This window comes from Halomicrobium sp. HM KBTZ05 (assembly GCF_041530035.1).
In the GTDB taxonomy this organism is placed as follows: domain Archaea; phylum Halobacteriota; class Halobacteria; order Halobacteriales; family Haloarculaceae; genus Halomicrobium.
Window position 1 is genome coordinate 1,812,898 of record NZ_CP168057.1, and the last position, 15,700, is coordinate 1,828,597.

16 protein-coding genes and 1 tRNA gene are annotated in these 15,700 nt (G+C 66.5%); 7 read left to right on the forward strand and 10 right to left on the reverse strand.

All coding sequences use genetic code 11. The annotated features are described in order from the left end of the window. The first annotated feature begins 4 nt into the window (after positions 1-4). Genes ACAH01_RS09510 through ACAH01_RS09520 form a run of 3 tightly spaced genes read left to right on the forward strand, consistent with a single transcriptional unit; the run spans position 5 to position 3,524 of the window. Positions 5-955, forward strand: a complete 951-nt coding sequence (locus tag ACAH01_RS09510; protein WP_372479014.1) for a 1,4-dihydroxy-2-naphthoate polyprenyltransferase — start codon at positions 5-7, stop codon at positions 953-955. Then, positions 952-1,989: a mandelate racemase/muconate lactonizing enzyme family protein gene (locus ACAH01_RS09515; RefSeq protein WP_372479015.1), complete on the forward strand. Its 1,038-nt coding sequence runs from the start codon at positions 952-954 to the stop codon at positions 1,987-1,989. The genes ACAH01_RS09510 and ACAH01_RS09515 overlap by 4 nt, the downstream gene beginning before the upstream one ends. Further along, the gene (locus ACAH01_RS09520) at positions 1,983-3,524 is read left to right on the forward strand and encodes an AMP-binding protein (protein ID WP_372479016.1); all 1,542 of its coding nucleotides are present in this window, start codon (positions 1,983-1,985) and stop codon (positions 3,522-3,524) included. The genes ACAH01_RS09515 and ACAH01_RS09520 overlap by 7 nt, the downstream gene beginning before the upstream one ends. Here the strand turns inward: ACAH01_RS09520 and ACAH01_RS09525 are convergent. From ACAH01_RS09525 to ACAH01_RS09535, 3 genes are all read right to left on the reverse strand, one after another. Continuing rightward, positions 3,521-4,309: a mechanosensitive ion channel domain-containing protein gene (locus tag ACAH01_RS09525; RefSeq protein WP_208627967.1), complete on the reverse strand. Its 789-nt coding sequence runs from the start codon at positions 4,307-4,309 to the stop codon at positions 3,521-3,523. The two genes, ACAH01_RS09520 and ACAH01_RS09525, sit on opposite strands and share 4 nt — an antisense overlap. Next, positions 4,309-5,118 carry a diadenylate cyclase DacZ gene (gene dacZ, locus ACAH01_RS09530; RefSeq protein WP_170094231.1) on the reverse strand — a complete coding sequence of 270 codons (810 nt, stop codon included), beginning with the start codon at positions 5,116-5,118 and terminating at the stop codon, positions 4,309-4,311. The genes ACAH01_RS09525 and dacZ overlap by 1 nt, the downstream gene beginning before the upstream one ends. A gap of 72 nt (positions 5,119-5,190) precedes the next feature. Then, a complete protein-coding gene (locus ACAH01_RS09535) occupies positions 5,191-6,201 on the reverse strand; it encodes a nicotinate-nucleotide--dimethylbenzimidazole phosphoribosyltransferase (protein ID WP_372479017.1) in 1,011 nt (336 codons plus the stop codon). A gap of 96 nt (positions 6,202-6,297) precedes the next feature. On the opposite strand from ACAH01_RS09535, the gene ACAH01_RS09540 reads away from it, so the two are divergent. Beyond that, the gene (locus ACAH01_RS09540; protein ID WP_170094229.1) at positions 6,298-6,525 is read left to right on the forward strand and encodes a hypothetical protein; all 228 of its coding nucleotides are present in this window, start codon (positions 6,298-6,300) and stop codon (positions 6,523-6,525) included. Positions 6,526-6,828: 303 nt separating this feature from the next. Continuing rightward, positions 6,829-7,854: a sensor histidine kinase gene (locus ACAH01_RS09545; protein ID WP_372479018.1), complete on the forward strand. Its 1,026-nt coding sequence runs from the start codon at positions 6,829-6,831 to the stop codon at positions 7,852-7,854. A 434-nt stretch (positions 7,855-8,288) separates the two neighbouring features. On the opposite strand, the gene ACAH01_RS09550 is transcribed toward ACAH01_RS09545, so the two are convergent. Next, positions 8,289-8,372 (reverse strand) — tRNA-Leu (locus ACAH01_RS09550). 33 nt (positions 8,373-8,405) lie between these two features. After that, complete coding sequence (locus tag ACAH01_RS09555) at positions 8,406-8,924, reverse strand: MOSC domain-containing protein (protein WP_372479019.1); 519 nt, start codon at positions 8,922-8,924, stop codon at positions 8,406-8,408. 94 nt (positions 8,925-9,018) lie between these two features. On the opposite strand from ACAH01_RS09555, the gene ACAH01_RS09560 reads away from it, so the two are divergent. Next, positions 9,019-9,330 (forward strand): cyclin, encoded by a 312-nt coding sequence (locus ACAH01_RS09560; RefSeq protein WP_018256069.1) that lies wholly within the window; start codon positions 9,019-9,021, stop codon positions 9,328-9,330. Positions 9,331-9,392: 62 nt separating this feature from the next. Here ACAH01_RS09560 and ACAH01_RS09565 read toward each other — a convergent pair whose 3' ends face one another. The 5 genes from ACAH01_RS09565 to ACAH01_RS09585 form a co-directional block, all read right to left on the reverse strand. Beyond that, positions 9,393-9,881, reverse strand: a complete 489-nt coding sequence (locus ACAH01_RS09565) for a phosphopantetheine adenylyltransferase (RefSeq protein ID WP_170094226.1) — start codon at positions 9,879-9,881, stop codon at positions 9,393-9,395. A gap of 62 nt (positions 9,882-9,943) precedes the next feature. Continuing rightward, complete coding sequence (locus tag ACAH01_RS09570) at positions 9,944-10,555, reverse strand: helix-turn-helix domain-containing protein (RefSeq protein ID WP_372479020.1); 612 nt, start codon at positions 10,553-10,555, stop codon at positions 9,944-9,946. Positions 10,556-10,843: 288 nt separating this feature from the next. Further along, entirely contained in the window at positions 10,844-11,926 is a 1,083-nt protein-coding gene (locus tag ACAH01_RS09575) for a glutamate--cysteine ligase (RefSeq protein ID WP_372479021.1), read from the reverse strand. Positions 11,927-11,951: 25 nt separating this feature from the next. After that, positions 11,952-12,593, reverse strand: coding sequence for a fibrillarin-like rRNA/tRNA 2'-O-methyltransferase (locus ACAH01_RS09580; RefSeq protein WP_170094223.1), 642 nt, complete (start codon positions 12,591-12,593; stop codon positions 11,952-11,954). Continuing rightward, on the reverse strand, positions 12,590-13,429 hold the full coding sequence (locus ACAH01_RS09585; protein ID WP_153553359.1) for an NOP5/NOP56 family protein: 840 nt from the start codon (positions 13,427-13,429) through the stop codon (positions 12,590-12,592). Before ACAH01_RS09585 ends, ACAH01_RS09580 begins: the two co-directional genes overlap by 4 nt. 176 nt (positions 13,430-13,605) lie before the next feature. Between ACAH01_RS09585 and ACAH01_RS09590 the strand changes: the two genes are divergently transcribed. After that, on the forward strand, positions 13,606-15,579 hold the full coding sequence (locus ACAH01_RS09590) for a long-chain fatty acid--CoA ligase (protein WP_170094221.1): 1,974 nt from the start codon (positions 13,606-13,608) through the stop codon (positions 15,577-15,579). The last annotated feature ends 121 nt before the right edge of the window (positions 15,580-15,700 follow it).

The window sequence follows — 15,700 nt, forward strand, 5'->3', positions numbered from 1 at the left end:
AGCAATGAGTACGGCGACGGCGGACGTGTCCAAACGGAGAGCCTGGGTGATGGCCGCCCGCCCGCAGACGTTGCCGGCCGGTTCGGCACCCGTGATCGTCGGGGCCGGACTGGCACTCCACGACGGCGTGTTCGCGTCGCTTCCGTGGCTGGCAGCGCTGGCGGGGGCGCTGCTCCTCCAGATCGGGACGAACTTCGCGAACGACTACTACGACGCGGTCAACGGCGCAGATACGGACGATCGAGAGGGATTTACGCGCGTGACCGCGGGCGGTCTCATCCCCGCCCGGCAGGTCAAGTACGCGATGGCCGCCACGTACGGACTCGCGGTGGTCGTCGGCGTCTACCTCGTCGCGGTCGGTGGCGTGCCGATCCTCGTCGTCGGCCTGACGAGCATCGCCGCCGGGATCCTCTACACCGGCGGCCCCTACCCCTACGGCTATCGGGGACTGGGCGATCTGTTCGTGTTCGTCTACTTCGGCGTCGTGGCCGTCACCGGCACCTACTACGTCCAGGCGGTGGCCACCAGCGATGTCGGTCTGTTCCCGACGTGGCTCCCCCCCGAGGTCGGCCTCGCGACGGCGGTGGTGGCCAGCCTCCCCGCCGCGGGCCTCTCGACGGCGATCCTCGTCGTGAACAACGTCCGCGACCGCGAGACCGACGCCGAGGCCGGCAAGCGAACGCTCGCAGTCATGTTCGGCTACCGCTTCAGCCGACTGGAGTTCCTGGCGCTCGTAGGGATGGCCTACGTCGTCCCGATCGGCTTCGCTCTCGACGACGCGTTCGGCCTCCCGGTGCTGGCCCCGCTGCTCTCGCTGCCGCTCGCGGTCTCCGTGTCGAAGACGGTCCTGCGTCGCACCGACGGTGAGGCGCTCAACCCGGCCCTCGAACGGGTCGGCCAGACGGTGTTCGTCCACTCGGTACTGTTCGCCCTCGGCCTCGCACTGACAGCATGACACTGAACCGATTCACACTCCCGCTGACGACGCCGCTGTCGACTGCTCACGGCCGGATCGAGTCCCGGGAGGGATTCGTCGTCGGATTCGAGCACCGCGGGACGGTCGGCGTCGGCGAGGCGACGCCGTTGCCCGGCTGGACGGAGTCGCTCGACGACTGCGAGGCGGCGCTGACGACGGCCCTAGAGACCTACGCGGAGCGTGGCCACAGCGCGGCGCTGCTGGAACTGGACGCGGCGACGGTGCCGGCGGCGCGCCACGGCATCGCGACGGCGTTGCTCGACGCCGACGCCCGCGCCGACGGCGTGTCCCTCGCCCGCTGGTTCGATCCGGACGCCGGGACCGGTTCGGTGCCGGTGAACGCGACGGTCGGCGACGGGAGCGTCGAGGAGACGACGCGGGCGGCCAGAGCGGCGGTCGACGACGGGTTCGACTGCCTGAAGCTGAAAGCCGGCGTGCGCTCGGTCGCGGACGACGTCGAGCGCGTGCGGGCGGTCCGTGCTGCCGTCGGAGACGACGTGACGATCAGAGTCGACGCCAACGGCGCGTGGGACCGAGACAGCGCCCGCCGGGCGTTCGAGGCGTTCGCCCCGCTGGGCGTCGCCTACGTCGAGCAACCGCTGCCGGCCACCGATCTCGACGGCCACGCAGCCCTCGGGAACGAGACCGTCGGCGTTGCCATCGACGAGGGCTTTTGCGAGCACACGGCCGCAGCGGTGTTGGCCACCGACGTCGACGCCGTGATCCTCAAGCCGATGGTACTTGGCGGCCCCGGCAACGCCCACACGATCGCGATGCGGGCCCGAGAGTCGGGTATCGAGCCGATAGTGACGACGACGATCGACGCCGCCGTCGCACGGGCGGCCGCGGTCCACGTCGCGGCCGCGATTCCGGCCGTCGAACCCTGCGGGCTCGCGACCGCCGACGCGCTCGCGGACGACCTGACGGACGATCCGGCCCCGGTGAGCGACGGCCGCATCGCCGTTCCCGAGGGCGACGGTCTCGGCATCGATCCCGAGGAGGTCGGATGGTGAGACTACCCGGTCCCGAGGAGTGGCCAGTCGAGAACCCGCTCCCCAGACAGTCGAACGACCTGTTGCGCGAGCGTGCCAGGGCGACCCCCGACGCGACGGCGCTGATCGACACGGACGGCGGGGACACATGGACCTACGCGGAGTTCGACAGCCGAGTCGAGGCGTGGCGTGGCGGGCTGGCGGCGCTCGTCGACGAGCCAGCGCCCCGGATCGGGCTCGTGCTCCCGACGGGACCGGCGTTCGCGACGACGCTGTTCGCGATCGCCCGCCAGAACGGTGTCGCAGTGGCGCTGAACGTCCGCGAGGCGACCGAGACCGTCGCGCGCCAGGCCACCACGGCAGGTGTCGACGCGGTGCTCTGTTCGCCCGCCACCGAGTCGACGGCCCGTGCGGTCGCTCCCTCGGATGCCACCGTCTGTTCGATCGCGGAACCGTCGTCCGAGGACGTGGCACGCCTCGAACCGACCGAGCCCGCCGGGCCGCCCGCCGAAGCCGACGCCAGTACCGATCGGCTCGTCCTCTTTACCTCCGGGACGACCGGCGCACCGAAGGGGGTCCGGCTGACGCGGGGGAACCTCGTCGCCAGCGCCGTCGGCTCGGCCCACCGACTCGGCGTCTCGGCGAGCGACCGCTGGCTCGTCTGTCTGCCGATGTACCACATGGGCGGGCTGGCCCCACTCGTCCGCTCGACGCTGTACGGCACCACGACAGTGCTACAGCGGTCGTTCGACCCGAGCGAGACCGCACGCGTCCTCTCGGCGGCGTCGATCACCGGCGTCTCGCTGGTCCCGACGATGCTCACGCGGCTCCTCGACGAGGGGTGGCGGCCGGCCGACGGGCTCCGGTTCGTCCTGCTCGGCGGGGCTCCCGCACGGCCGGCGCTGATCGAGCGTTGCAGGGACGCCGAGGTGCCGGTGTACCCCACCTACGGAACGACGGAGACGGCGTCACAGATCACGACCGCGACGCCGGCAGCGGCCTTCGAACAGCCCGAGACCGTCGGACGCCCCCTCGACGGCACGTCTGTCGCCGTCCTGAACGACGGCGATCCGTGCCAGCCCGGCGAAGTGGGCGAACTGGTCGTCTCGGGACCGACGGTGACGCCGGGCTACCTCGACGAGAGCCAGACGGCAGACGCCTTCGACGAGTGGGGGTTCCGGACGGGAGATCTGGGCTACCGCGACGACGACGGCCGCTGTTTCGTCGTCGGCCGCGTCGACGACATGATCGTGACCGGCGGCGAGAACGTCCGGCCGGCACGCGTCGCACGCACCATCGAGCGACTGTCGGCCGTCGAAACCGCGGCGGTCGTCGGCGTTCCGGACGAGGAGTGGGGCCAGCGCGTGGCCGCAGCGGTGGTCCCCGCGACGGACGAACTCACGGCCCCTGCGGTGATCGAGGCAGTCGCGGACGATCTCGCGGACTTCGCCGTCCCGAAGACCGTCACGCTGGTCGATGCACTGCCCAGGACACAGTCGGGGACGGTCGACAGAGAACAACTGCGAGACCTGCTGGGCCGGTCGGAGAACGACTAGTCGCGGATCCGGACGATCCCGCCAGCGAACACCTGATCGTTGGGGACGACGTACTCTTCGCCCTCGCTCTCGATGTGAGTGACGAAGATGTCGACCTCCTGGACGATGCCACGCTGGCCCTGGATGCGGACCTCGTCGCCGATGCTGTACGGCTGGCTGAGAACGAGATACACGCCCGCAGCCCCGGCCGACAGCAGCTGTTTGAACGCCAGTCCGCCGAGGAACACGAGACCGAACGCGTAGGCGGCGAGCACGATTAACAGTGCCTCCGTCGCGACCCCGAGCTGGCCGAGCGCGACGAGTCCGGCCAGAAAGATGATGCTGTACTTGACCAGTTCGGGGAGCAGTTCCGCCTCCGGCAGCTTGATGCTCCGGAACTTCTCGCTGACCGAGAGCTTCGCCTTGTCTCCGGCGATGAGCCCGATCATGAGGGCAAACAGCGCCACGAAGAGGTTCGGCAGGTAGGCGACGAACGGAGACCACAGCGACACGTCCCGGAACCGCTGTGAGACGGCCCCTGCGAGCATCATCGCGGCGATGTAGAGCGAGATGCCGACGAGGGTGGCGATCAGCCCGACGGTCGACGTTCCGAACCGCTGGGCCGTCCGCTCGAACGCCGTCCCCTCGACGGCCTCGTCGATGCCGGCGTCGCTGAGGAAGTAGTGCATGTACCGCCACGCGAGATATGCCAGCAACACCCCGAGAACGAGGATACTGATCGCGACCGCCGTCACGGCCTCACGCGAGAACAGACTGCGGACGATCGCCGGCCAGTCGAGCTGCATCAGTACTCCTCCGGATCGACCTCGAGTATCAACTCACCGCTCTTGAACGCCCGGACGAGTCCGTCACTCTCCGAGAGGACGATCGCGATGGCGTTGGTGTCTCGGGTGACCGCACCGGCTGCCATGTGGCGAGCGCCCAGTCCTTTCGGAATGTCGACGCCCTCGGCGGACGGTTCGAGGTACCGGTAGGCCGAGACGATCTTGCCACCATCAGAGATGACGAAGGCCCCGTCGAGCCGGGAGAACTCCTTGAGCATCACGTTGACGATCGGATCGCCGACGTGGACGTGGGACTTCTCGAAGGGATTGTACGACAGCGGGCGGGACTTGTTCATCACCTTCCCGGCGTCGCCGACGACGAACAGCGCGCCCACCGGCTTGCCCTTCTGTCCTTTCTTCCCGAGTTCGACGGCCACGTCCAGTACGTCGTTGATGACCGACGGCTCCGCCCGGGAGTTGACGAACAGCCCGTAGACCCCGGAGGGCGAAAACTCGGCGACCTGGACGCGAACGATCGAGTCCGGCGTGTCGGCGAACACGTCTCCGATACAGACCACGTCGGCGTCCTCCTCGACGTACTCCTGTTCGAGCGCACCTTCGACACCGAAGCGAATCCGGTCGGCCATGTCGGTGAACTCCAGGGGCAACTCGACGAACGTCTCCGCGTCGACCGTGTTTTCCGGAGCGATCACCACGACTTCGGTGTCGTCGTCCTCGAACGACTGGTACAGCGACGCGCTCGGAGAGAACAGAAACACCGCGTCGGTGTCGGCGACGATGTCGTCGAGGAACTCGCGCAACGCGCTCATCGTTTCTCTTTTACTGGGGTGCGTCAAAAAGGTTTGCTGGCCGTCAGACGCACGTCAGATGGCTGTCCGCCGTCAGGGCTCGAACGCGAGGTCGTCGGCGATCGCAGCGACCCGATCTCGAACCACCGACGGATCGAGTTCGGCCCGATCGGCCAGCGCCAGCGCACCGCCCATCCCGACGCCCTCCTTGGCCTCGCCCGCGACGAACCGCTCCATCGCGACGTGGTCTGCCCGATCGAACGCCGGATCGGTCACCGTCAGGTCGAGGTCGAGATCCGCTGCCAGTCCGCGAACGTCGGCCGAGGGATCGCCGTCGACGAAAGACGTGGTCGCGAGCGACAGCGGCCCCTCGATGCCGGCGTGGCGCAAGAGCGCGCCCACGGTCGCCAGCTGGGTCCCGCCGGCCAGCGTCACCGCTCGCCCGGTCTCGATCGCCCCGATCGCGACCCCCGCGGCGACGGCCAGTACCGGATCGCCCATCCGGCGGACAGCCCGCTTTGGCTGGTCGGCCGCCGCGCCGGGCTCCAGCGCACTCGCGGTCAGTCCCTCCTCGACGACGGACTCCTTCTGATCGATCGGGTTCTCTGGAAGCGACGAAGAGACCACGCCGCGCTCGCCAAGCGCCCGCAGGACGCCGAGTGCCGTCGTCGTCCCCCCCGGAATCGTCTCGCCGATCACGACCTCGTCGGCGGGCAGCGAGCGGCCGAACTGCCGGGCCGCCTCGAACGCGCCCGGTGCCGACGGCACCGGGTCCTGCTCGCGAACGTCTCGGCCCGGCCTCGCGCCGACCGTCACCGTCGGCGCACCGCTCGGCTCGGCGAGCCCGCCGTCGACGACGGTCACGTCCAGGTCCAGTAACTCGACGACCGCACGCGTGACGACGGCGGGCGTGAGACAGCCGGTCGGGCTCTGAGGGACCGCTGGCGCTCGCACGACATCGCCGTAGCGCACGATCTCGGCGTCGGCAGCGGGTGTGTGTGCCAGCAGCGATTCGTCGGCCCCGGCCGCAGAGATACCGTCGATCTCGGCCGTCCGTGTCGAACCAGCGACGAGGACCAGTCGCGTGCCACCGTCTGTACTCATTGCAACAGTTCCCGGCGCAGTCGGACTTGAACGCGTCGGTTACGGCCGAGTCGGTTCGCCCCACAATTTATTGTCGCGGCCACCGCCCGCATCAGTATGGAGGACTTCGAGGAACTCGTCGCGTCGCTGACCCCCCGTGAAGACAACGACGCGATCTCATCGTACCAGAACACGACCGCCGTCGCGTGCCCGGCCTGCGAAGAGCCGTTCGACGACATGGTCGTCTGCAAGAACGAGTTCACGTCGCTCAATCTGGACATGGATCTCGACCTCTGTACGACCATCGACGACGGCAACGTCGTCATCTTCACACACAAACCCTGAACTCGCAGAGAGCAGGAGGCCAGTCTCCCCGTGCGATAGCTGTGTGCGGTGGCGCGCAAATACACTGTCCGAATCGAGAGGTATTATCTCGTTTCGATAGTTCATCCAACCGGTGGCTGGCCTTGGCGTGAGTCGTCGACCGGGCTGTTATTTCGATCGATAACATCTACGACTCTTTTGTGACTCACTGATAGATAGATGGACGTGATAGAGAGGTATCTGGGGACGAAGCCGCGTTCTAACGCCGTCGATGTGATTAGCCTCACAGCACTTCTGCTGTTGGTGTGGACGACAGTCGAGCCAGTGTCCCTCTACGCACTGGATTCGCCGGTACTGCTCACGCCGAAGTATATTGTCGGCATCCTCACAGTCGTCCCGTCCTGTCTCGGAATGATCTACGGATCGCGGTGGTCACGGCGGCGCGAATTTTCGACCGAGCAGTGCTCGACGATCAAGCTGTACTGGCTGACCGGTGGGATCTGTTTTCTCGTGTTCAACGTCGTCCTCATGGCCTCGATCTCGACAGAGAGTACCTGGATACTCGTGAGTTGGATCCGCTGGTCGCTCGCGGTCGGTTTCGGCATCGGCCTCGTTGTCGGGATCGCACAGGTTCGGGTGGTCGTCAGCACACTGACTGCAGAACGCGAGTCGCTTCGCGCGGAACACATGAAAAAACAGCGAGACCTGATCGACCAGATGAACGGTATTTTGCGCCACGAGGTACTCAACTCTGCGCAGGTGATCACCGGGAACACGTCGGTGTTGATGGACGCCGCGGAACCCATCGATCCCGACGACGAGAGGATCGAACGCGTCCACAGGCAAGGCGAAGAGATAACGACCGTCATCCAGGAAGTACGTGCGCTACTCAGTACGATCGAAGACAGCCGAGAACTGACGGAGACGAACCTCACGAACGTCGTCCGAAACGAGATCCAGAAGGTGCGCGATCAACGTCCAGACATCGACGTCGAGCTGCGATGCCAGGAAGACTACTACGTCCGGGCCGACGAGTTGGCGGGGCGTATCTTCGCCAACATCTTCAGAAACGCGGTCGAGCACAACGAGACCCCATCGTTGCAGATCGTGGTCGACATCGAGAGCGTCGACGACTCCGTCGTCGTCACGATCGAAGACAACGGCGACGGGATTCCAGAACACAAACTGGCGACGCTGTTCGACCGACCACAGGTGAGCGACCACGGACTGGGGCTCTATCTGGTCAGCGAGATCACGGACAGCTACGACGGCTCCGTCGCCCTCTCGAAGACCGGCGAAGAGGGCACTGTCTTCGAGTTCCGGTTCCCGGTTCCGGAACCGCGGCCGTAGCTTCGAACCGAGAACGAGGCGAGTCACCTCTCCGTTCGTCTTCTGGAGTTCGAATCCGGCCCGCTCTCTCCTTCGTTTGCTCGCTCGAAAAATTCGGTCAGTGCGCGGGACCGGATTTGAACCGGCGGAAGAAATGCTCGCTCACAGCCGCTCGCTGCGCGTTGCTTCCAGGGTTCAGATCAGTCCTGCTCTTCGCTCACTGCGTTCGCTCATGCGCGGGACCGGATTTGAACCGGCGGAAGAAATGCTCGCTCACAGCCGTTCGCTGCCCGTTGCTTCCAGGGTTCAGATCAGTCCTGCTCTTCGCTCACTGCGTTCGCTCATGCGCGGGACCGGATTTGAACCGGCGGAAGAAATGCTCGCTCACAGCCGTTCGCTGCCCGTTGCTTCCAGGGTTCAGATCAGTCCTGCTCTTCGCTCACTGCGTTCGCTCATGCGCGGGACCGGATTTGAACCGGCGGACCCCTACGGGATAGCGTCCTAAGCGCTACGCCTTTTCCGTGCTTGGCTACCCGCGCTCAAGAGTGGCTATTCCCGACCGCTTCAAGTACTTAACGCTCTCCGGCGCGGTCCCGGATGGCGTCGGCCAGCGAGTCCGGGTCGTCGAGCCGTTCGACGACGGTGAGATCGTCGCCGACGGCGATGGCTCCGGACTCGACAACGTCCGCACAGATACCGCCGCGTTCGTCGCCCAGAGCACGCGCGACGCCTGCCTCGTCGGCTACCTTTTCGACGTGGGCACAGGGCGGCCGGCGTCGGGTCCCTTCGAAGACGGCGTCGCCGATCCGGAACTGCGTGTCGAGGAGTTCGCCCACGTCGACGCCGTCGACGACGACGTTGCGTCGGTGACGGCCGTCGAGCAAGTCGATGTCGAACGCCTCGCGAATGTGTGTCAGTGCCTCGCGGGAGACCAGGGTCACCTGACACACGTCGTAGGGCGCGTAGTGGCCGGTGCCGGTGAAGTACCGGTCGCCGCGGAGACCGCTGTCGGCGACTGCATCGAGCGTGTCGTGCGATTCCATCGGTTCGCCCGCGTCGGGTGCGGTCCAGAGCTGGCTGACCGTCGACATAGTGGATCGTCGGTCGGGTGACGGATATAGTATAGTAACAATTGAACCGAGGCACCGACGAGCGTTTAAGTTCGATCGGGGCCAACGCCGGTGTATGTACCGCGCGAGCGACCGGCGGGAACACGAGGAGTGGCTGGAGAATCTCGAAGCGACGGCAGATCGACTCGACCTGGAGGGGACGGCACGGTCCCGAGCGGTCGATCTGTTTCTCTCGTCGATGCCGGTCGAAGAGGAGCGCTCCAAGCGTGCGGTGATGGCGGCGAGCCTCTACGTCGGTGCGCTGGTCAGCGGACAGGAGCGGTCACAGCGTGTCGTCGCCGACGCGGCGGACGTGTCTCGGCTGACGATTCAACAGCGGTGGAAAGGACTGCTCGAAGACGCCGGGCTGGACGCCCCGGACTGGTGATCGTGCCCTCGGAATCTCGTCTGTGAAGATTCGGTCGGACACAGAATCGCACGCCGGCAGCATCAGGCCCGTTCCGGGCGACCGTCCCGGTCGGGCGTGACGTTGCCGTGCTGGTCGATCTCGCCGCGGACGATCCGCGTGCTCGAAATCACCTCGTCGTCGTCGGCGTAGACGTGTGGGACGACTTCGATGTCGAGCGTGTCGTGGCCACGCTCGCTCCGGATCTCGTTGATCCGCTTGCCACCGGTCTCGGTCTCGGGAGAGACGATCAGTACGTCGAACTGGGGTTCGGTGGCGATGCCGGTCGGTTCCGTCAGCTCCCGAACGTCGTACTCGCGGTCGTACTCCGCGGCGAAGTCGGCGAGTTCCTCCTCGAGGTCCTGGCGGCGCTCCTCGAAAGAACGGACGTAGCGGTCTTCGTCCCGAAGCTCGGGCGCGAGATCATCGCTGGTCAGCCCGACCGTCACGTCGCCCAGTTCGAACGCACGCTCGAACAGCGCGCGGTGACCATCGTGAATCGGATCGAACGTCCCACCCAGCGCGACCTTCATACAACGTGGCAGAAGGGCTCTCGATTTAGGGGCTTCGACTCCGGCAGTACGAGACGAGGTGGCTACTCGTCGTCGTCAGCGGCCGTTTCGTCGTCGCTGTCGGCCGTCTCGTCGTCAGGGGTCTCGTCGTCGGCCTCGTCGCTGACGCTGATGGTGACCGGGTCGGTCTCGGCGTCCTCGGTGTCGTCGTCGCGCCCGCCCAGGTAGTCGTCGAGGTTGAACACGGTGTTGAGCTCCGACTGGACCTCGTCGACCACGTCCGTCACGAGGTCGCTGGGTGCCATCGCGGCGTACTCGTAGGGGTTGTTCCCCGCGCCGTCGCTCTCGCGTTTCTGGCGGGTGACCTTCCCCTCCTCGTGGAGTTCCGCGAGCGCTTCTCGGACGGTGCTCGGGTACAGTCCGGTCCCCTCTGCGATCTCGTCGCTCGTGCTGTCGGGGCGCTGCCGGAGGTGGACGTAGATCCGTGCCCGAGTCTCCGTGTCCAGCACCCACGACAGCAGGTCGACGATCCCCTCGTCGAAGGACTCGACGGCGCGGTCGGCCTCCTCTTCCAGCCGTTCGCGCACGTCCACGTCGTCGTCCAGTTCCTCGTCGAAGGGATCGTCGTCGAACGGGTCCTCGCCGAAGTCGTCGTCCGTGTCCTCGTGATCGTCGGATGTGTCGTCTGTCGTCATGTCGTTTCTAGAAGGACGGAAGTCGCCAGCGCACTAAAAGCTTGGGTCCTTTCTGGAAGGTCAAAATATCTTTTGTACGGATATCACTTAAAGAATGGCTGATACCCCCCGCCATTATCGCGGACGAGATGTCTCGGAAACTATTTAGCATATACCCCACAATGTAGCGGTAGCGGTGTGGCATGGGATGGTACACCGCAGGTGGACGTTCGGCCGGCGTGGTGACCCGGCCGGCACCGGGATGCCCGCAACGGGTTCGAAGTGACGTGGAGTGGGGGTAGTACCCAATTACGCGTTCTTTTGCAAAACGAGATCGTCTGCGAGAGTGGCGACGCTTTGCTTTCGGAGGCGGCGCTGGCGGTTCGCGCCGCTCTCGCGGTCGTAGAGCGTCCGGAGACCGTCGATGCCGAGTCGGTCACACTCCCGGTCGACCAGTTCTCCCAGCGGAGCCGTCGACCCCGTTCGGGTGAGCAGCGAGGCGTCGTGGCCGTGGCGCATCGCTCGCCACTTGTTCTCGTCCAGATACTCTCGCCGGGTGTCGGTTCCCGAGGCACCGTCTTCGAACTGGTCGGCCAGGGACGCGACCAGCGCGTGGACGTACTCGACGAAGGCGAGCACGTACTCGGGGTTCCGCTGGCCGTCCGGCGTCCGGACTTCGACGGTGCCGTGCCCGGAGTGTGGTCGCACGTCGAACCACAGTTCTCCCCGGTCGCGGATACTGTCGGTCTCGACCATCCGGCGCTCGAACTGCTCGTAGGCCGCGTACGACTCGAACGCGGTCGGCATGCCCGTGTTCGGGAGCCCCTCGAAGACCTTCGCACGAGCGGACGCGAGCCCGGTGTCGTAGCCGTTCCAGTACGGCGAGTTCGCGGACAGCGCGAGCACGAGCGGGAGGTGCCAGCGGAGTTCGTTGGCGATCCAGACGGCCTTGTCCGCGTCGTCGACGCCGACGTGGACGTGCAGCCCCGCCGTCGTGTTGCGGTGTTGTGGGTACTGGATGCGATCCAGCTGGGAGCGGTAGCGGGGTTTCTGAGCGTGTTCGAGTTCGCGCCACTTCGCGAGCGGGTGGAGTCCGGCCGCCGCGATCTGGAAGCCGTTGGCCTCGGCGTGATCGATCAATGCGTTGCGAACGTCTTCCAGAGCCGATCGTGCGTCACCGAGCCCGTCGAGTGTCGGCGTCTGGGTCTCGACGACGGTCTTGAACAGTTCGTGATCGAGCCGTCCGTCGAGGATCGTCGGCGGGTCGCTCTCGTAGACCAGCTCGTCCGACCCTGCGGTCGGCCGGCCGTACTCGTCGACGACGTAGAACTCCTCTTCGATCCCGAGCGTGCCCATCCGGTCGAACGCGGCGGCGGAACCCGTCTCCTCCATCGGTCACAGTGTCGGTTGCCGGGCGTTAAAACGTTCCGTCACGCCGAGGGCGGGCGACGACGCCGAGGTGATCGTCGTGGTGCGGTGTCAGCGACTCGCTGGCCTCGATCTCGTAGCACTCTTCGAGCGTCCCCAGTACGTCCTCGAAGACGGCCGCTGGATCGGCGGTCACGTCCTCGCTGCGAGCTTTGATCGACAGCAAGAGCCGTCCGTCCGGACGGAGGAAGCGTGCGTTGCGGTTGGCGACGAGTGCCTGGCCGCGCGTCGCCACGTCCTGGACGAGCACGTCGACCGGTTCGACGACGTGGGCGTAGGAATCCGGCTCGCGAGCGTCTTTCAGCAGCGGGAAGAGGTTCGGTCGCGGTGCCGCCGCGTCGAGCAGATCCCTGACCGGCCGTGGCGCGAACTCGACGGCGTAGGTCGGCCCGGCGAAGTCCGCGACGTGGCTGACGGTCGTCCCGGCAGCGGCACCGAGGTAGAGCACCGTCTCGCCGCCGGTCAGACCGGTCTCCATCCCGAGTGCGAGCATCGCCCCGAGCTTCGAGCGGTCGGGGTCCCACCGTCGCCACGCACCGTCGGTCGCCTCGCCGTACACCGGCTCGCCCCGCGTCGCCAGTCCCGTCTCGCCGTCGAAGTCGTGGCGCTCAACGCCGTCCGGGAGCGTCACGCCCCGTCACCTCCCGTTCGGGACTGGATCGTCTCGATGCGCTCGTCGAGTTCCGCCTGGAGGGACGGGCGCAGGTCGCCGCTGTAGTGGTCGATCCGTGCGGCGATGGTGAGCTTGCCCGCGAGCGCGCGGGCGGCCGACCCGCGGTGGTCCGGGTGGGTCCCCCGAACCGCCTCGTGAGTGAAGATGATCCCGTGTTTCGGCGAGGGGGCCGACCCACGGAGGTGCGCGAACAGTGCGTCTTCGGCACCCAGGACCTGCACCGTCCCACTGGGCTTTTTCGCGAGCGATTCGAGCCCGCCGGCCAGCGAGACGAGCCGAGCGGCCAGGACGGGCCCGGCCAGTGCCGCCAGGTTCGGCGCGACCTCGGGAGCCGTCCGGTCGATGTACGCTCTGAGACGGTCGGCTTCCTCGTCGAGATCGACCACCCGCTGGGCGAGCGACTGCACCCTCTCACCGGCTGGATCTTCGGGGTCTCCCCGGGCCAACTCGCGGGCGTACTCGACGCCACTGCCAGCGTCGGCCGAGCGGCTCTCGCCCCACTCGGCGACCCGCTCTGCCAGCTCGTTTGCCGTCCGTTCGCAGTCGGCCATCGACCGCACGGCGTGGACGAGCTGGCGGTCGTCGGCACCCTCTCGCTCCTGGACGGCCTGCTCCGCGGCCGCCGTCGTCGCGGCGCGCAGGCGGTCGTAGTACTCGTCGGTGTCCTCGGCGAATCCAGCGTCGACGGCCAGCCGCGGCCACTCGGCCGGTTCGTCGGCGCTGTCCTCGCGGATCGCGGCGACCGCTGCCTCGTCGTCGTCGGGATCGAGCCCGGCGAACCACCCGTCAGTCATGAAGCGTGTTTGCAGGGCCGCCGCGTTAAAAGGCGCGGTCGGTCCCGTCGGTCGCGGGCGAGCAGCTGGGCCTTTCGGAGAGGCGACAGTAAACGCCGAGCAACGGGAACGAGCGGGAACGCTGAGGCAGTTATACGCCCCTATTTATATCACGGTCGACCGTGTATTTGTGTCTCATGGCTGGGTCAAGAACGGTGCCGTCGTGGCGTGAAGCGGAGCGAGAGTACTCGGACGAGGTCGTCGCCGACACGACGATCCCGGAGCTGTTCGAGGCCACCGCACAGCGAAACTCGGACAGGGCCGCCCAGTTGTACAAGGGCGGCACCTACGACCGCTCGCTGACACCCACAGTGATGCCGGCTGCTCCGGACGGAGAGTACGCCTCGATCACCTACGACGAGATGCAGTCGATGGTCCACAACCTCGCGGCGGGCTTTCGCGAACTCGGCGTCGACCACGACACGCGCGTGGGCCTCTTTTCCAGTACGCGTATGGAGTGGGCGCTGTCCGACTTCGCGGCACTGGCGGCCGGCGGCATCGTCACGACGGTCTACACCGAGTCCTCCCCACGTCAGGTCAAGTACCTCCTGAGCGATCCCGGCGCAGACGCCGTCGTCGTCGAGAACGAGGCGCTGCTCGATCGGCTCCTCGAAGTCGAAGACCGACTCGACCTCTCCTTTATCGTCACCATCGACGAGTACGACACCGACCGCGACGACGTGTACACGCTGGGCGAGCTCCACGAGATCGGTGCCGAGGCCTACGACGACGCCCGCTACCAGTCCTGGCTCGAAGAGCGCTCTCCGTCGGACCTCGCGAGCCTCATCTACACGTCCGGGACGACCGGCCAGCCGAAGGGCGTCAAGCTCACCCACAGAAACTTCCGCTCGAACGTCAACCAGGTGTACAAGCGACTCGCCCCCCGCCCCGACAAGGACCCGGACCATCCGACGCTCTCACCGGGCACCACTTCGATCTCCTTCCTGCCGCTCGCACACGTCTTCGAACGGCTCGCCGGCCACTTCGTGATGTTCGCCGCGGGTGCGACGGTCGGCTACGTCGAGGACCCCGACACGCTCGCCGACGACATCAAGCTGATCAGGCCCGACACCGGTGCGAGCGTCCCCCGCGTCTACGAGCGGATCTTCGACCGGATGCGCGATCAGGCCAGCGAGTCGCCGATCAAAGAGCGCATCTTCGAGTGGTCGACCGACGTGGCCAGAGAGTGGGCCCGGACCGACGATCCCGGGCCGCTCTTGCGCCTGAAACACGGCATCAGCGACCGACTTGTCTACAGCCAGCTCAAGGAGAACCTCGGGGGCAACATCGAGTTCATGGTCAGTGGCGGCGGCAGCCTCTCGAAGGAGCTGTGCGAGACGTTCCTCGGGATGGACCTCACGATCGTCGAGGGGTACGGTCTCACCGAGACCGCCCCGGTCGTCAGCGTCAACCCGCCCGAAGACGTGCGACCAGGGACGATGGGCGTTCCCGTCGTCGACGAGGAAGTCAAGCTCGACACCCACGTCGTCGATCAGGACGACTTCGAGACCAGCCGGGACGTGGGCGAGTTGCTGGTCCGGGGACCGAACGTCGCCGACGGCTACTGGAACCGAGAGAAAGAGACCGCCCAGTCTTTCGAGCCCGACGGCTGGTTCCACACCGGCGACATCGTCGAGCAGACCGAGGACGACTTCCTGATCTACCACGACCGGCTCAAGGAGGTGATTGTCCTCTCGACGGGCAAGAACGTCGCTCCCCAGCCGATCGAGGACGCCTTCTCGACCAGCGACCGCGTCGCACAGGCGATGGTCGTCGGCGACGACCAGAAGTTCGTCGCGGCGATGTTCGTCCCGAACTTCGAGCAGTTGCGTCGGTGGGCCGACCGCGAGGGGATCGACCTGCCCGACAGCGAGGCCGAGATGTGTGACGACGACCGCGTCCACGAGTGGATCCAGGAGGCCGTCGACGAGGTCAACGAGGACTTAGAGAAAGTCGAGACGATCAAGAAGTTCGTGCTGGTACCCAGAGAGTGGACTGCAGAGAACGACCTCCTGACGCCGTCGATGAAGAAGAAGCGCCGCAACATCAGGAAGGCCTTCGAGGACCGCCTCTCGGAGATCTACGAAGAGCCCGTCACGATGGACGACTGAGACGACCGGCTGTACATCTGTGACCGATTTCGCCACCCCGGGGTGGCGAAGCTCGTCACGAAGGTACAGCCGGCAGTATGAGACCGAGGAGTGTCGCCGCTTGCCCGGTCGGTCGCACGAT